The organism is uncultured Methanobrevibacter sp. (assembly GCF_902788255.1).
Classification (GTDB): Archaea; Methanobacteriota; Methanobacteria; order Methanobacteriales; family Methanobacteriaceae; genus Methanocatella.
In genome coordinates, this window is record NZ_CADAJR010000005.1 from 1 (window position 1) to 17,006 (window position 17,006).

19 protein-coding genes, 1 tRNA gene and 1 pseudogene are annotated in these 17,006 nt (G+C 35.9%); 18 read left to right on the forward strand and 3 right to left on the reverse strand.

What is annotated here, in order from left to right; translation table 11 throughout:
- The coding region (locus QZV03_RS01900) for a DUF123 domain-containing protein (protein WP_394350671.1) at positions 1 to 418 on the reverse strand (418 nt) is incomplete at its 3' end.
- A gap of 176 nt (positions 419 to 594) precedes the next feature.
- Here QZV03_RS01900 and QZV03_RS01905 point away from each other — a divergent pair.
- From QZV03_RS01905 to QZV03_RS01960, 12 genes are all read left to right on the forward strand, one after another.
- Entirely contained in the window at positions 595 to 1,008 is a 414-nt protein-coding gene (locus QZV03_RS01905; RefSeq protein ID WP_296874023.1) for a DUF371 domain-containing protein, read from the forward strand.
- Positions 1,009 to 1,067: 59 nt separating this feature from the next.
- Positions 1,068 to 1,154, forward strand: a tRNA-Leu gene (locus QZV03_RS01910).
- A 129-nt stretch (positions 1,155 to 1,283) separates the two neighbouring features.
- Positions 1,284 to 2,789 carry a pectate lyase-like adhesive domain-containing protein gene (locus tag QZV03_RS01915; RefSeq protein ID WP_296874024.1) on the forward strand — a complete coding sequence of 502 codons (1,506 nt, stop codon included), beginning with the start codon at positions 1,284 to 1,286 and terminating at the stop codon, positions 2,787 to 2,789.
- Positions 2,790 to 2,883: 94 nt separating this feature from the next.
- On the forward strand, positions 2,884 to 3,735 hold the full coding sequence (gene galU / locus QZV03_RS01920; RefSeq protein WP_296874025.1) for a UTP--glucose-1-phosphate uridylyltransferase GalU: 852 nt from the start codon (positions 2,884 to 2,886) through the stop codon (positions 3,733 to 3,735).
- A gap of 94 nt (positions 3,736 to 3,829) precedes the next feature.
- Positions 3,830 to 5,053 carry an aldo/keto reductase gene (locus QZV03_RS01925; RefSeq protein ID WP_296874026.1) on the forward strand — a complete coding sequence of 408 codons (1,224 nt, stop codon included), beginning with the start codon at positions 3,830 to 3,832 and terminating at the stop codon, positions 5,051 to 5,053.
- Positions 5,054 to 5,108: 55 nt separating this feature from the next.
- A complete protein-coding gene (locus QZV03_RS01930; protein WP_296874027.1) occupies positions 5,109 to 5,318 on the forward strand; it encodes a TIGR04165 family Cys-rich peptide in 210 nt (69 codons plus the stop codon).
- 1 nt (position 5,319) lies between these two features.
- Complete coding sequence (locus QZV03_RS01935; protein ID WP_296874028.1) at positions 5,320 to 6,444, forward strand: TIGR04083 family peptide-modifying radical SAM enzyme; 1,125 nt, start codon at positions 5,320 to 5,322, stop codon at positions 6,442 to 6,444.
- A gap of 15 nt (positions 6,445 to 6,459) precedes the next feature.
- Positions 6,460 to 6,585 (forward strand): hypothetical protein, encoded by a 126-nt coding sequence (locus QZV03_RS01940; RefSeq protein ID WP_296874029.1) that lies wholly within the window; start codon positions 6,460 to 6,462, stop codon positions 6,583 to 6,585.
- A gap of 216 nt (positions 6,586 to 6,801) precedes the next feature.
- On the forward strand, positions 6,802 to 8,850 hold the full coding sequence (locus tag QZV03_RS01945) for a cation-translocating P-type ATPase (protein ID WP_296874030.1): 2,049 nt from the start codon (positions 6,802 to 6,804) through the stop codon (positions 8,848 to 8,850).
- Positions 8,851 to 8,945: 95 nt separating this feature from the next.
- Positions 8,946 to 9,935, forward strand: coding sequence for an ATP phosphoribosyltransferase (locus QZV03_RS01950; RefSeq protein WP_296874031.1), 990 nt, complete (start codon positions 8,946 to 8,948; stop codon positions 9,933 to 9,935).
- 114 nt (positions 9,936 to 10,049) lie between these two features.
- Positions 10,050 to 10,952, forward strand: coding sequence for a CBS domain-containing protein (locus QZV03_RS01955; RefSeq protein ID WP_296874032.1), 903 nt, complete (start codon positions 10,050 to 10,052; stop codon positions 10,950 to 10,952).
- 8 nt (positions 10,953 to 10,960) lie between these two features.
- On the forward strand, positions 10,961 to 11,881 hold the full coding sequence (locus tag QZV03_RS01960) for a deoxyhypusine synthase (protein WP_296874033.1): 921 nt from the start codon (positions 10,961 to 10,963) through the stop codon (positions 11,879 to 11,881).
- A 100-nt stretch (positions 11,882 to 11,981) separates the two neighbouring features.
- Here QZV03_RS01960 and QZV03_RS01965 read toward each other — a convergent pair.
- Both QZV03_RS01965 and pyrF read right to left on the reverse strand, forming a co-directional pair.
- Positions 11,982 to 12,224 (reverse strand): annotated as a pseudogene (locus QZV03_RS01965) (DUF5654 family protein).
- An 87-nt stretch (positions 12,225 to 12,311) separates the two neighbouring features.
- A complete protein-coding gene (pyrF, locus tag QZV03_RS01970; protein ID WP_296874034.1) occupies positions 12,312 to 12,956 on the reverse strand; it encodes an orotidine-5'-phosphate decarboxylase in 645 nt (214 codons plus the stop codon).
- Between the two features lie 197 nt (positions 12,957 to 13,153).
- Between pyrF and cbiM the strand changes: the two genes are divergently transcribed.
- From cbiM to QZV03_RS02000, 6 genes are all read left to right on the forward strand, one after another.
- Positions 13,154 to 13,819, forward strand: coding sequence for a cobalt ECF transporter S component CbiM (gene cbiM, locus QZV03_RS01975; protein WP_296874035.1), 666 nt, complete (start codon positions 13,154 to 13,156; stop codon positions 13,817 to 13,819).
- A 10-nt stretch (positions 13,820 to 13,829) separates the two neighbouring features.
- On the forward strand, positions 13,830 to 14,117 hold the full coding sequence (locus QZV03_RS01980) for an energy-coupling factor ABC transporter substrate-binding protein (RefSeq protein ID WP_296874036.1): 288 nt from the start codon (positions 13,830 to 13,832) through the stop codon (positions 14,115 to 14,117).
- A gap of 40 nt (positions 14,118 to 14,157) precedes the next feature.
- Positions 14,158 to 14,850: a cobalt ECF transporter T component CbiQ gene (cbiQ, locus tag QZV03_RS01985; protein WP_296874037.1), complete on the forward strand. Its 693-nt coding sequence runs from the start codon at positions 14,158 to 14,160 to the stop codon at positions 14,848 to 14,850.
- A 5-nt stretch (positions 14,851 to 14,855) separates the two neighbouring features.
- On the forward strand, positions 14,856 to 15,689 hold the full coding sequence (locus QZV03_RS01990) for an ATP-binding cassette domain-containing protein (protein ID WP_296874038.1): 834 nt from the start codon (positions 14,856 to 14,858) through the stop codon (positions 15,687 to 15,689).
- Between the two features lie 137 nt (positions 15,690 to 15,826).
- Positions 15,827 to 16,285 carry a riboflavin synthase gene (gene ribC / locus QZV03_RS01995; protein WP_292603096.1) on the forward strand — a complete coding sequence of 153 codons (459 nt, stop codon included), beginning with the start codon at positions 15,827 to 15,829 and terminating at the stop codon, positions 16,283 to 16,285.
- A gap of 11 nt (positions 16,286 to 16,296) precedes the next feature.
- The gene (locus tag QZV03_RS02000) at positions 16,297 to 17,001 is read left to right on the forward strand and encodes a glycosyltransferase family 2 protein (protein ID WP_296874039.1); all 705 of its coding nucleotides are present in this window, start codon (positions 16,297 to 16,299) and stop codon (positions 16,999 to 17,001) included.
- Positions 17,002 to 17,006 lie beyond the last annotated feature (5 nt).

The following is a 17,006-nucleotide window of genomic DNA, read 5'->3' on the forward strand; positions in this document are numbered from 1 at the left end:
TGCGCGGGTATCGGCTCGAAAATATTAACATTCCACTCAACAAGGGGTATGTTAAAAAATCGAGAATCCCCAACTTCTTAAAAGTTGGCGGAAGTTCAATTTTAAAGTAATACAAATGACTGTCACATTCACAATCTGAGCATCCAAAGCCTTCGATATTGCTTGTTTTTGATGATATGTGCTGTGATAGTTCACATTCTATTTTCTTTTCTGATTCGTTGTAGATTATATCGGTGATTTCGGATTTTTTCAAAAGGTAGTCTACATGCCAATGCATCTTTTTTTTGTTGCTTAAATGTCTTTTAAGCCTTGATTCAAGTCCGTTCATTGCTGAACCTACATAGACATAATATCCCTTTTTGAAATCTAGTCTTCCAAGTTTTCCAATTTTGATTTTTGTTGTTTCATCATTTTTAATTACAAGACAGTAAACATCCCTTCATGGTAATCATTGTATTTTTTGCATTCAATTAATAATTTTAATTGGTGATGTTAAATAATTATCAGTTTTGGCATAATTGATGATTATATCAATCGTTGATTCAATTATTTGCCATCAAAAATTTTATTAGTTTTTTAAATCTAAATTATATTATGATTTTCAAACTTAAAAGCAAGGGTCATAAAAATGTCACATCCCTTCACAAGTCAACATTTGAAGTAACTAAGGATGCTGAAATCGGACCTACTGCAGATTGTATTATCGGCACTGGTGCCGATCAATCCATGCTGAACTTTCCAGAGGAGTTTAAAGAAAAGATAGCTGATTCAAATACTAAAATAACTGTAATTTTGGACACTGAAAATGGTCATGATGAAATCAATGGTTTCGGTCATGAAAACTTGACTCTGACCCATCCGACTGACATCGTGTGCCGTACCAGTGATTTTACATGTTCACGTACATTGATGATTAGGGCGGACAAGGCAGCACGTGATTTGGATAAGGATCTGATTGAAGATTTAAAAAATGAAAAGATTATGGAAGTCACCATAAAATTGGCCTAAAATAGTTAAGTTTATATAAGTTAAAAAATATAATCATTAATAACTACTTTTGTTTTTATGCGGGGGTGGTCGAGCGGTCAAAGGCGCTAGGTTGAGGGCCTAGTGGGTCAGTCCCTTCGCGGGTTCAAGTCCCGTCCCCCGCACCATTTATATAAATTTTTTTTTAGAAATAATTTTTATATTCCATAACTCAATAATATATTATTATGAATCAATTTGCTCGGAAATTTTTTAAAAATAACCTAATTTTATTCGCATCGATTTTTCTAGTGATAATGACACTTTCAGCAGTTAGCGCTAATGAAAATGGCACAGATGAATCTAATGGCACTGACATTCCATGTTTTAATGAACTGTCAGATAAAATCAACCATACTGAGGACACAATTACATTAGATTCAGATTATGAATATAAAAACGGCACAGATAAGGAAATAGTCATTTCCAAGCCTGTGACAATAGACGGTGCAGGACACACAATCGATGCTAAGAAGTCATCAAGAATATTCAACGTAACAGCGGACAATGTTGTTATAAAGAACATTCGATTTGTCAATGGAAACGCCTTGGGAAACTATTTCAGGTCTGATGTCGGAGGCGGCGCCATTTACTGGAGCGGTGCAAACGGCATTTTGGAAAACTGCACATTCATCAACAACACAGGCAGGGGAATCGAGGATGATCCCTTCGACAAGGAAGAAACCATAGTCAATGAGGACGGTTCCATAATTCACATTTATCGCGTAAGACCTATGGGAGCTCGTATCAATCAGGGAGGAGCTATACTATGGGCAGGTGATGGGGGAACCGTTGCAAATTGCAGCTTCAACAACAATGATGTCGGTTATCCCAATGGTGGCGGTGCAATCTCCTGGAGAGGTAATGACGGTAAGATTATAGGCTCTTCATTTGTGGACAATGGAGGATGGACAGGTTCAGCCGTTGAATGGAGAGGCGCAAACGGATTTATATTTTCATCAAAATTCATGAACTGGGGCATAAGCGACAATGGAATTTTCTGGGCAGGTGAAAACGGAACCATTAGAAATTCAATTTTAATGTCTCCTGATGGGAGAAGGGTTGTTAACAGTTATTCAGACAGTTTGGATGCAAATTATAACTATTGGGGAGATTCAATCAATAATCCCGATCAATATCTAAAGCCTGATGATGTCCAATACTGGTATGTGAGTGCAGATAATGTGTCTGACTTTGATGACTTGGAGCTGAACAGTTCATTCGTATTGGTGAAAAGCACCGAAAGGCCTTTTGAAAAAATCATCTCAAAGAATTTGGAAGTTTACTACAACTCCAACGGCAAGTTCAGGATTCAGGTTTATGACAAGCATGGGAAGTTGGCGATTTTTGAGGATGTTAAATTTTATATCAACAACCATGAATATTACGCCATGACTGATGATAATGGAATTGCAACATTAAAGATCAAAGAAAAGCCTGGAAAATACACAGTCTTTTCACAGTGCGGTGATGTCATTGTCAAAAACAAGATTACAGTCAAAAGCGTATTGATAACTAAAAACTTATCAAAAAAGGTTAAGAAATCCGCTAAATTCAAGGTTAAAGTGTTAAACTCCAAGGGAAAAGCCTATAAAAATCAAGTTGTCAAAATCAAGTTCAAGGGCAAGACCTATAAAATCAAAACAAACAAAATGGGTATTGCAACATTCAAGGTTTCAAAAAAATTGAAGGTCGGAAAATATATCATCAAGACAACTTATAATGGCTTAACAAATTCAAATAAAATTGTAGTTAAAAAATAACTACTTTTATCCTCTTTTTTTTCAAATTAATAATTATTTATTTATAACATCTAAACCAAAGATTATATTAATAAACTATTTATGGTGATAATTTATGAAAGCTGTAATTCCAGCAGCAGGTTTCGGAACAAGATTCTTGCCTGCTACTAAAGCGCAACCTAAGGAAATGTTGCCAGTTTATGATAAACCAACAATCCAATACGTTATTGAAGAGGCAGTTGCTTCAGGAATTGACGATATCTTGATTGTGACTGGTAGAAACAAAAGATCAATTGAAGACCATTTCGACAAATCTTTTGAACTTGAACAGACTCTGCAAAGTGCGGGAAAAGATGACCGTTTAAGACAAGTGCGCGCCATTACTGATTTGGCGGATATTTGTTATGTAAGACAAAAAGAGCAAAAAGGGCTTGGAGATGCAATTTACTGTGCTAAAAAGCATATAGGTGGAGAGCCATTTGCTGTGCTTTTAGGAGATTCAATTACAAAAGGACCGGTTCCTTGTACCAAACAGTTGATGGATGTTTATGAAAAGTATGAAGCATCAGCAATTTCCCTTGAAGAGGTTCCAAGAGAAAAGGTTGAAAGATATGGAATCATTAAAGGAAATGAGGTAGAAAATAACGTTTACAATATTGAAAAACTTGTTGAAAAACCGCTGGCTCATCAGGCTCCATCCAACCTTGCCATAATGGGTCGTTATGTATTGACACCGGATATTTTCGACAAAATCGATGAAACTGTTCCTGGTGTGGGAGGAGAAATCCAGCTGACCGATGCATTGTCCAAATTGGATTCCATTTATGGTGTGACATTTGAAGGAAAAACCTATGACATCGGTAACAGGTTTGAATGGCTTAAAACCTCAATTGAATTTGCAATGGATGATCCTGAATCTAAAGATGACCTAATTGAGTACATGAAGGAAATGATTAGAGAAGCCTAGATGGAAACTCAAGGAATATTGGTATCCTGGCTGTAGAACGGTGGAGGATGCTGTGAAAACCTCTGGAAAACCAATGTGGTCATAAGACGATAATATGCAATACAGAATAATCAAAAAAACAGGCGATGAGGTCTCTTCCCTGGGTTATGGTGCAATGAGACTGCCTTTGAAGAACGGAAAGATTGACAGACAAAAGGCTTCCGAACTTATTTATCATGCAATTGATAATGGGGTCAATTTTATAGACACCGCATATCTCTATGGGGATAGCGAGAAGTTTTTAGGTGAGATACTGCAGGGTGAGTACAGAGATAAGGTTAAGATATGTACCAAACTTCCTTCAATTCATGTTAGAAAGTATGAGGATATGGAATACTTTCTGGATGAACAGCTGAAAAGACTTCAAACCGACTGTATAGATTATTACCTTGTTCATTCCGTTGATTTGAAAACCGTCAACAAACTGCTCAAGAAAGGCTTGATTGAATTTTTAAACAAGGCCAAAAGTGAGGGCAAGGTCAAGCATGTAGGATTTTCATATCATGGTGTCAAGGAGGAATTTGACCTTCTCATTGACGGTTATGATTGGGATGTTGTAATGGTGCAGTACAACTATTTTGATGAAAATGTTCAGGCAAGCGTTGAAGGCATTGAATATGCAGCTTCAAAGGGCATGGGTGTTTTTGTAATGGAGCCTTTAAAGGGCGGAATTCTTGCAGGAAAAATGCCTAAGGAAGCTGAAGAAATATTTGCCAAAGCGGATTCAAATAAAACAACTGCACAATGGGCAATGCAATGGGTTTTGAACAACCGAAATGTCAGCTGTGTCTTTTCGGGGATGAATTCCATGGACCAGTTGGATGACAATTTGGCCGTTGCCGATACAACCTCTCCGATGTCAATGACATTTGAGGAACTGGAAACTGTTGAACTGGTTAAAAGGGTCATGAAAAATGCCTTGAAAATCAACTGTTCGACCTGCGGATACTGCATGCCATGCCCTCGTGGTGTAAATATTCCGGAATGCTTAAAGATTTACAATGAAAAGTATTTGTTTGACCATAAGGGTTTTATAAATGAATCATTCATGGATTATTACCAGTATGTCGGAGGAATTATGGGTAAGGCAGGAAATGCCGGTTTGTGCAATGGATGTGGAAAGTGCCTTAGAAAATGTCCACAGAAACTGGATATAATTTCCGAGCTTAAGAAGGTCAAAAAGGAATTTGAATTGCCTGGTTTGAAATATATTCTGCCTGTTGCAAAGTCAATTGGAATTCCTGCATATTCATATATTGTAAAGCTTTTAAATCGTTGAAATTAATAAGTAAAAATTATATGCTTCAAAAAAATAATATTTATTTGGTGAAAAAATGAAATTGGAAGAATTAATAGCACCGTGTCCAAAATGCGGTTCAAAAGATAAGGTAGCTCACAGAAAAATGTTAGACAATCACAGGGCTCATGCGGAAATGGACACTGTTAAATGTGAAGAATGCGGATACATATTCTTCGTAAATGAAAATATGGATCCTGATGAGAAAAAACAACTATTAAATGAACTAAACAAGATACACGGTTAAAATGACATTTCATGTAATGATTATCCCTACACTTAATTGTCCATCAAATTGTAAATATTGTTGGGGATCTGAAAATAAGAAAGAAATGATGGATTTTGAAATAATAGATCAAATTGTTGAATGGTTAAGTGATTTTAGAGATGATAAGGTTCACTTCACTTTCCACGGTGGGGAACCTCTCCTTGCAGGTTATGACTTTTATAAATATTCCCTGGAAAAATTATCAACATTGGAAAATCTGGAAGGGTTTTCACTTCAAAGCAACATCTGGCTTTTAACAGAGGAGATGATTGACCTCTTTTTGGAGTATGGTGTTGTTGTAAGTACAAGTATCGACGGACCAAAGGAAATCAACGATTATCAGAGGGGAGTAGGTTATTTCGACAAGACAATGAAGAATTATGAACTCGCTAAAAGCAAGGGACTAATCATTAATTTTGTTTTAACTGTAACTGATTATTCAAAGGATTTCTCCGATGAATTGTATGAATTCTTTAAGGGAGAAAAGATGAACCTGAAAATCCATGCTGCATTGCCTTCACTTAGAGGGGATAATGCCGATCCGTGGGCACTTGACCAGGAAGAGCATGGAAAGCTCCTCATAGAATGGCTGGATAAATACCTATATGATTTGGATAAGTTTACAATCATGGATCTGGACCATATCTGCAAATCTTCCCTGAGAAGACGTGGAACATTATGTACCTTTGCAGACTGTATTGGAACAACTTTGGCTGTAGGCTCAGACGGTTCGATATATCCTTGTTACCGTTTTGTTGGAATGCCTGAATATGTATTGGGTAATGTCGCAACCAATCCTAGTTTTGATGATTTAAAACAGTCTGATGCATGGGCAAAACTCATGGAATTCAGAGAATATGTTGATGAAAACTGCAAAAAATGCAGGTATGTCAAATATTGCGAAGGAGGCTGTCCTTATAATGCAATTGTTGCATATCAGACTCCGCAGGCGGTTGACCCTCAATGTACCGCTTATAAGATGATTTTCGGTGAGGTTTCCAAAAGGATGAATAAGGAATTTGCAAAATCCGCATTTGGTATGGGTGCGCCTGCTGCCAGAAAAGAGGGAGACCCGTTCAGCATTATGGATTTGGCAATGAAATGATTAAATTGTGATATTATGATTTGTGATGACTGTGAACATTTGGAATTTAGAAACAAATACAAAATAATCTGTAAGATGCATGATGGGCTACTGTTGGATGTCAAACAGTGTATGAATTTCAAACCTTCTAAAAAAGAATAGTTTTGCTATTCTATCTTTTTTTTATAATTTTTTTTTACAGCTATTTTTTTTAAAATTTTTTTCAGTAATACTGAGTATATAAATGAATTCAAAAAAAGTAATAAAATTTATATGCTATTTTTTACATATGATATAATAGTAATACTGAGTATTTAAATAAATTAAAAAAAAGTAATACTTTCCATTCTAAAATAATTATCAAAAGAAGGTGTAAATGTGATTGATGAAATAACCGATTTTCTGTTTGGCTTGAAAATGACTATTCTCTCAGGTATATTTCTATTGATTGCTGTAATATTTATGATATTTGGAATTAACACTCCTGTTTACTTAAATCCTGCATGGGGAACAGTAATTATAAGTGGAATTCCAATGTTACTTCTTGCAATGACAAGACTGATCCGTGAAAAATGGATTTCATCTGCGCTACTGATTGCAATTGCAATGGTGGCGTCACTTTTTATAGGTGAAATATTTGCCGCAGGTGAAGTTGCATGGATTATGGCATTAGGTGCCCTTTTGGAGGACTGGACAGTTGAAAGGGCTAAAAAAGGTTTAAGAAATTTAATTAATTTGACTCCACAAACCGGAAGAAGGATTGTGGATGGTGTAGAAGAAATCGTTCCGGTAGATGATATAAAAATAGGAGATACATTAAGAATCCTTCCAGGTGAAAACGTACCTGTCGACGGTGAGATAGTTAAGGGTACAACATCTCTTGACCAGTCAATCATGACTGGTGAATCATTGCCAATAGATAAGGAAGTGGGTGATGATGTATTTTGTGGAACAATGAACATGTACGGAGCTATTGACATTAAGGCAACCAGTTTAGATGAAAACTCTTCACTTCAAAAGCTGATTGATCTTGTAAAGGCCGCTGATGAAAAGCAGGCTCCAACCCAAAGGATTGCCGATAAATGGGCAACATGGTTGGTTCCAGTTGCATTGATTATTGCAATTGCTGCATGGTTGATTACTGGAAATATTGAGCGTGGAGTGACCGTTCTGGTTGTATTCTGTCCATGTGCATTGATTCTTGCAACACCAACTGCAATCATGGCTGCAATCGGTCAGGCAACAAAATATGGGGTACTGATTAAGTCAGGTGAGGCCCTGGAGACACTGGGTGGACTTAATACTATAGTGTTTGATAAGACTGGAACATTAACTTACGGTAATTTAGAAGTTTCTGATGTTATCTCTTTAAAAGATGATTTGACTGAAGTTGACTTGCTTAAACTCACAGCATCCTGTGAAAAGTTAAGTGAACATCCATTGGCTAAAGCTGTTGTTAATAATGCAAAAGAACTTAAAATAGATATTGAAGAACCAAAAGATTTTAAGATGTATCCTGGAAAGGGTGTTTCATGTAAAAATTCTTATGGTCAGATATATGCAGGTAACTCCAAATTTATCAAAGAAAATAATATTGAAGTAAATGTTGATGACAGTTTAAGTCAACTGAAAAACGAAGGTAAAGCTTCAATAATCGTTGCATTAGATGGTGAGGTTGTTGGATTGATCGGATTATCTGATGTGATACGTGAAGATTCCAAAAGCATGATTGAAAGTTTACATGAATTGGGAACTGACTGTATATTGCTCACAGGAGATAACCCAGAAACTGCTAATTACTTCGCTTCCCAGGTTGGAATAAGCAAGGTTCACGGTAACCTGCTGCCACAGGAAAAACTCGACTGGATTGAAAAACTCAAAAATGAAGACAAGCAGGTATGTATGATTGGTGATGGTGTTAATGATGCACCAGCTCTTAAAACAGCCAATGTGAGTGTTGCAATGGGATCTATGGGAAGTGATGTGGCAATTGAAGCTGCAGACATTGCGCTTTTAGGTGACGATATCGGAAAAATACCTTACCTTAAAAAATTATCAAACTCAACATTGTTTACAATTAAGGCGAACATTGCAATGTCAATGACAATCAATGCGGTTGCAATAATATGTTCAGTGCTCGGATTATTGAATCCGGTTACAGGAGCTATTGTGCATAATGCAGGATCTTGTCTGGTTGTATTGAATGCGGCTTTGCTGTATGACAGACATTTCGACGATTCAATCAAAAAAATAGACTCACAGAATGTTGAACATTCCCACTATCATTTCCACAATGACGGTGAGCATTCCCATTCTCATGAGGGTATAACCATTTTGGATGAAATTGAAACAGAAAATGGAATCAAGCATATGCACGCACATAAGCATGAATTGAACAGACAAAGTTGTGAACCATATCACAACTAATTCTTTTCTTTTTTTGTAAATTTTATTTTACTTATTTTTTTAAAATATCCAAATTCTTAAATATTTAATTGAATAATCTTATTGTAGGTATTAACATGAATGACAAAATTATCTTAGGACTTCCAAAAGGAAGTTTAAATAACGTTAAAAGAGGAAATACTCATCAATTGTTCGTTGATGCTGGTTATGAAGTAAAAGGTTATGAGCCTGGTGATGAATCATATGAAATCACTATTGAAAATGACGATGAAATCGTAGCATTTCTGACTCGTCCGCAATCCACTCCCGTTGAGTTGAACAGGGGAATGGTTGATATTGCTATTGTTGGTGAAGACTGGGTTAAAGAGGAATCAGTTTTAAGGAAAACCAGCACTGTTAAAATTGGGGATTTGGATTATGGTAAGACCCGTTTGATTGTTGCCGTTCCAAACGACTCTCCATATAACAGCCTGTCAGAATTCTTTGATGCTAACCGTGATAGAAAAACTCCTATATTGTGCTTTACTGAGTATCCAAACTTGACAAGAAAACATATAATGGAAAATGAGGTATATAAAGAAATCTATGGGGATTCCGTGCCATTCGTACAGGTCAGAGGTCTGACTGACGGTGATAATGAGATGGTGCAGGTTATCAACTCCGATGGTGCCACTGAGGTGTATATTGCGAAGGGCGCTGATTTGATTGTTGATAATACCCAAACCGGAAGCAGTCTTAAAAAGGCAGGTCTGAAGGAACTTGAAACAATTCTTCATTCTTCAGCAGGTCTTTACGCCGGTGTCAGCTGCACAGGTGAAAAGCTTGAAAAGGCTAAAATGATTTATGAACAGCTTTTGGGTGCAATAACTGCTAAAAAATATTTTGATGTAAAATTCAACATTGCAAATTCCAAAATTGAAGAGGTATCCAATTATCTTATTGGCAACAAGCTTTGTGCAGATGAGCCTACCATCACTCCGGGTTCTGATTTTTCACAGATCAATGTTTTAATTCCTAAGGCAAAGTTCCCTGAAATGGTTGATGCAATTAAAGGCTTTGATGCAACTTCAATTATCAGAAATGATTTAAAACAGTTGATTGAATAATCATTTCACTTTTTTTTATTTTTTTAGATGTTAAATTATCATGATTTATCATTAAATTTATAAGGCATATTTGACATAAATAGATTATTATATTAAATGGATGGGGAGAAGATCATGTTAACATCTGTTCAAAAAGAAATATTACAAACCCTGATTAACTTATATCAATCCTCAAATGGTAAGTCTATTAAGGGTGAAGACATTGCGGAAGTTATGAATAGAAATCCGGGAACTATCCGTAATCAAATGCAAGCTTTAAGGAGTTTAAGTTTAGTTAAAGGGGTACCGGGCCCTCGTGGAGGATATAAACCTACTATTGAAGCATATCATTCATTAAACATTTCAGTCTCAGATGATGATTCATATGTGCCGATTTATAAAAACGGTAAAAGAATCGAGGATGTTTCTGTTGCTAAAATCGAATTCACCAGTATCCCTCAACCTACTGAGTGTGAAGCAGCCATTAAGGTTTTAGGAAGTATCAAGGACTTGAATTTAGGTGATGAGGTTAGAATAGGTCCTACTCCAGTTAACAATTTGGGAGTAATGGGCACTATTGTAGGTAGGGACGATATGGACAATATCCTTTTGGTAGATACCAAAACTATAAGAAGTATTCCAAAACAGACTGTGGGAGACATTGCAAGCCGTGATGTAATCTCATTTTCAATGGACTGTTCCGTTAAGGAAGCTGCTCGGAAATTGGCCAAACTGGAAATTGATGGTGCTCCAGTTATGAAAGATGGAAAAATTGTAGGAGTATTTACCTTAACCGATCTGGTCAATGCGATAGCTGAAGATAAGGAAAATGAAACTGTTGGAGAGCTGATGTCAACTAATGTCGTCATTGTAAATGAGGATTTAAAGATAGCCAATGCAATTGAGGTAATGCTTAAAAAATCAATTTCAAGACTTATTATAGCAGACAACAATCAAACATTACTTGGAATTGTAACAAGAACAGATTTAATTGACAGCATAACAAATTTAAAACAATTCCCAATTATTACAAAATAAGTGATTCAATGAAAGTTAACCAAATTGATGTTACTGAAGACATGAAAATAATTGATTTAATCAATCAATTTGATAATTCAGGTGTTTTGGGTGCAGGTAGAGTAGGAAGAGCCTGCAATATTTTAACTGAAATGATAAAAGATGAGGACATGAAGGTATTCATGAGCCTGGGCGGTCCTTTAATACCTGGAGGAATGAGGAATATAGTGTCCCAAATGATTAAAAAAGGTCATGTTGATTTAATCATATCAAGCGGTGCAAACATTACACATGATTTGCTTGAGGCTTTTGGAGGATCCCATTATCGCCATGAAGGAAAGGATGATGAGGAGTTAAATGAAGAGGGAATCGGAAGAATTGCCGATATCAATGTCGGTTCTGATGATTTTACAATATTTGAAAGTGAGATAACAAAGATTTTTGAAAAGATTGCCTCTGAAAGGTCACATATTTCCATTCAGGAATTATTATATGAAGTCGGACTTATGATTGATGATGAAAATTCATTTGTTGCAAATGCCGCCCGTAATGGGGTGCCTATTTTTGCTCCGGGGCTCATTGATTCAATGATGGGTCTGCAGTTGTGGATATTCAATCAGGATCATGATTTTGTAGTCGATGCCGTTGCGGACATGCACTATCTCTCAGACATCGTATTTGAAGCCGAAAAGGTTGGAGCAATCCTTTTGGGAGGCGGCCTCACAAAACACTACACTCTTGCGTCCAATGTTATTAAGGGCGGTTTGGATGCGGCCATTCAAATTACAATGGACAGGCCTGAAGCGGGCAGTTTGGGTGGCGCACCTCTTGAAGAGGCAAAGTCATGGGCTAAGGCAAGATGCGGATCAAGTCTTGCAAGCGTTGTAGGGGATGTTACTGTTATATTCCCATTGATTTATGCGGCTTGTCTGGATAAAATTAGTGATTAGTATATTATTTTTTAAATTTTATATGAATTTAAGCTGTTTTTAAAAATTAATTAAAAAAAGAAGTTAAAAAAGGAATTTTAAATTCCTTTTTGTTTTTTGTTTATTCGGTTTCAATACCCATTCTACCAGCAATTCTTGCGATGAGTACAGTAACGATAACTGCAATGATTGTTACTATGATAGCGTAGGTGAATAAACTTGATAAAGCACTTCCAGTTCCAATAGTTTATTCAATTAAAGCTTGGATTGCACTGTTCCATGCTTCACCTGCAACGAACGCAAATGCGGTTGTGATTAATGCTAAAATAGTTTCCATAATCATTTTTGTCACTTCATTTGCCATGCTTTTTCCTCCGTTTAGTTAATTTGTTCAATGATAATAAGAACAATAATATTTTTATATCTTTTTATTAAAAAAACTTTACTTTTATTAAAGAGATTTAATCAAATTTTCACATGCAAGTTGTGGGTCTTCCGCTTCATATATGCTTCGTCCAACAATTATCGCATTTGAAATCTCTAAGGTTTTTCTGCCGTCCCCACCCTGTTTTCCAACACCTGGAGATATAATGTATGCATCTTTTCCAACAATGTTTCTGATATCTGACAGACGATCAAGCCTTGTTGCCGGAGCAACATAGTTTTTGATTCCCATTTCAACTCCCATTTCAGCTATTGCATCAGCATTCTTTTGCAGAAACATTTTTGCTCCTGGATGGGACATTTCTGTAAGTAAAAATAGCTCTTTACCGTATTTGTTTGCCATATCAAGGCATGCCTGAACGCTGTCACTACCAACAAAACCATGACAGATTATTGCATCTGCTCCCGCCTTGAAGGTTTCTTCACATATTTTTGAGTTGGTTGCATCAATGTCCGCTACCTTAAAGTCACAAATTACCTTAAATCCAAATTTATCCTTTAGCTTGTTGATTATTTCGAGACCTTCCGCAAGTGCTAGGGGATATCCTATCTTTATTGTGTCAATGTAATCTTTAATTGAGTCACAAATTTCGACGGCTTCACCTTCGCTCATGACATCGAGGGCCAAAATTAAGTTATTTTTTATATTCATATAATCTCCATCATTTATTTTTTACATAAAATTTTTAGGTTTGCCTAATTAAATAGTATTACTTTTTCCTATACATTTATATGTAATAACTAATATAATAACATTATCAATAAAACTTTATTAAATTTTAATTTAAATTTAAATTTTTATTGAGTAATTAATCAAATCTTTTTGATATAATTTGGAGGAAAAAATTTATGCATATTATGGAAGGATATTTGCCATTGAACTGGTGTATCATATGGTTTGTCGTTGCAATCATAGTGGTGGCCTTTGGTATTTATCAGATCAAAAAAATCGTAGATGAAACCCCTGAATCAAAAGCATTACTTGCTGTAAGTGGGGCATTCATGTTTGTATTGTCATCTTTGAAATTACCTTCTGTTACTGGAAGTTGTTCACACCCTTGTGGTAACGGATTAGGTGCAGCACTCTTCGGTCCTGCTGTAACTGCAGTACTCGCAGCTATTGTACTTATTTTCCAAGCATTATTACTTGCTCACGGTGGATTAACCACTTTAGGAGCAAACATTGTTTCAATGGGTATTGTAGGACCTGTTATTGGTTGGGTTGTATACAAAGGATTAACTAAAGCTGGTATTTCATCAACTATTGCTGTTTTCTTTGCAGCATTTTTAGGTGATTTATTAACTTACGTTGCTACCTCATTCCAATTAGCTTTAGCATTCCCTGCTCCAACATTTGGTGCATCATTGACTAACTTCTTAGTTATCTTTGCAATAACTCAGATCCCATTAGCTGTTGGTGAAGGTATTTTAACTGTAATTATATGGGACAGATTAAAAGAATACAAACCAAAATTGTTAGATAAACTTGGTGCATTAGCTCCAAATGAAGCATAAGGTGATAAATATGAAAACATCAACATTAATTATTTTAGCGGTAGTTTGTATTATTATCTTCATTGCACCATTAATAATGTTCAGTGGTCATGGAGAAGATGACGGATACTTTGGAGGTTCAGATGATGCAGCTAGTGAAGCTATCGAAGCAACCAATTTCAAACCATGGTTTGCATCAATATGGGAACCACCAAGCGGTGAAATCGAAAGTTTATTATTCGCTCTTCAAGCAGCTATAGGAGCAATCATCATTGGTTACTTCTTCGGTTACTGGAGAGGCCAAGGTAAGGAAGAATAATTAATCTTCTTTATTTTTTCTATTTTTTTTAGTGATTTATATGAAATTTGATATGGATTATATAGCGCATCACAATGCATTAACGGAATCAAATCCTTATTTTAAATTGTTTGTAACAATATTTTTGTTAATTCTAACATTGGCTCTTGATAATCTGTATTTTGATATTTTCATCTTTGTTGCAATGTCTATTGTAATTTTAGCAATAGCTAAAATCAATTTTCGTTCCTATTTGAAATTCTTGTCAATTCCTATGACTTTTGTTGTACTGACATGTATTTTTTTAATATTCTTCTTCGGTAAGGGAGAAGTAATATATGAAACCGGAATATTCGGTATAGTGGTTACAACCGATTCACTTCACTATGGTGTTTACACATTCTTCAGAGTTGTCGGATGTTTGCCTTTATTGGGTTTTCTAGCACTAACAACACCGATTGCAAGGATTTTAAATTGTCTGAGAAATTTAAAAGTGCCAAAGATAGTAATAGAAATTGCGCTTTTGATGTACAATTCAATATTCATATTCCTTAATGAAATTGACACAATGCAGAAGGCGCAGGAAACTAGATTAGGTTATCATTCTTATTGGAATTCATTTAAATCATTGGGAGCACTTGCAAGTACAATATTTTTACGTTCTCTTGATAAAAGTGATACATTACAACATTCCTTAGATGCTCGAGGATACACAGGTGAATTGCCTATATATGAACCAAGAAAAAGGGAGTAATTATTATGTTAGAGGTAAGAAATTTAAAATATTCATATAATTCTGATTATCAAGCACTAAAAGGAGTAAGTTTAAAAGTTGAAAAGGGTGAAATGGTTTCACTTTTGGGAAAGAACGGTGCAGGTAAGTCAACATTGTTCCTACACTTGAATGGTATCTATGAACCTGATGAAGGACAGGTCTTTATCGATGGAGAGGAGTTAAAATATGACAAGAAGTCATTGCTTAAATTCAGACAGAAAGTTGGAATAGTTTTCCAAAATCCTGATGATCAGATTTTCGCTCCAACCGTTGAGGAAGATGTTGCCTTCGGTCCTTTGAATTTGGGACTTTCCATGGAAGAGGTTCAGGACAGAGTTGAGGAAGCTCTGGAACGTGTCGGAATGAGCGGTTTTGAGAAAAAAGCACCTCATCATTTAAGTGGAGGTCAAAAGAAAAGAGTTGCAATTGCAGGAATTTTAGCAATGAAACCTGAAATAATGGTTCTTGATGAACCTACAGCAGGTCTTGACCCACAAGGGGTTACTAATCTGACCAAACTTCTAAAAGAACTGAATGATGAAGGAATTACAATTATCATCTCAACTCACGAGGTTGATCTGGTGCCTAACTATGCAAGAAAGGTCTTTGTTTTGGTGGACGGCCAATTGATTGCTGAAGGTACTCCTAAAGAGATTTTCGCTCAACCTGAAATTTTAAAACAAGCTAATCTGAAAGTGCCTATTGTTACAGAATTATTCCAAAAACTCGAAGCTGATGGCTTTGATATGGGTGGAGATTATCCGTTAACAATTGATGAGGCAAGGGATAAGTTTTTAGAACTTGCCGGTAAAAACTAATTTTTTTTTAATTCGAAAATTTTTCATAAATATAAATCACAAAGTATTACTCTCAGTAATAACTAATAATACTTAATTATTTTTCAACTAACTTTTTATATTTTAAAAAACATATTTTTTTTTAAGGTGAATATATGTTGAGGATTGGAATTTGTGATACAACTTTCGCTCGTTTTGACATGGCAAGTGCTGCCATAGATGAGCTAAAAAAGAACGCTTATGATTTAAAAATAATCAGAGAGACAGTTCCTGGTGTAAAAGACCTGCCGGTTACAGCAAAAATCCTCATTGAAGAAGAAAACTGTGATATTGTAATGGCACTTGGAATGCCGGGACCTATGGAAAAGGATAAGATGTGTGCTCATGAGGCATCAACCGGTTTGATTAACGCACAGCTCATGACAAACACTCACATATTGGAGGTTTTTGTCCATGAAGATGAAGAGGAAGATCCGGTTGAGCTTGCAAAACTTGCAGAAAACCGTGCTCGTGAACATGCACAAAATCTGATAAAGATGATGTATCACAGAAAAGCAATGAGAAAAGAAGCAGGTATGGGTATGCGTGAAGGAAAAGAGGATGCAGGACCATTATAATTAGGTGCAATATGGAATTTGAAATTACAAAAGAGGATAAGCAGGATACATTTGTTATTCTCCCGGCATACAATGAGGCAACAAGAATCCAGCCGGTTATTGAAGAAATTGCTCGTCAAGGATATAATCTAATCATAGTGAATGATGGGTCATCAGACAATACTATGGATGTCATAAAAGACTCAAAAAGGAAATATCCGGACAATATTCATATATTTTCTCTTATGATAAACAGAGGTGTGGGTGTTGCAACACAGACAGGTTTCGATGCTGTTTTCAAGTTCAATCCGAAATATGTTGTCAGCATGGATTCAGATGGTCAGCACTCCCCGGAGGACTTGGACAATGTAATAACTCCATTGGTTAAAGGTGATGCCCAAGCGGTGATTGGTGTAAGGCCATTGAAAGACATGCCGTTTACAAGAAACTTTGCAAACTGGGTTATGAACCTTCTGACTAGAATATTTTATGGAGCTAAAGTAAGTGACTCACAGACCGGTTTCAGGGCAATCACTCTTGAAGCTCTAAGAAAAATTGATATCAATGCGAGAGGATATCTCATCTCATCAGAATTCATACGTGAAGTCCATGACAATAATATTCCATTTGCCGAAGTTCCAATTAAAACAATTTACACTCCAGAAACACAGGCTAAGGGAACAAATTCCAAAGAGGCATTAAAGATTTTAATTCAAATGATTAGACATCAGTTTTAGGTGAT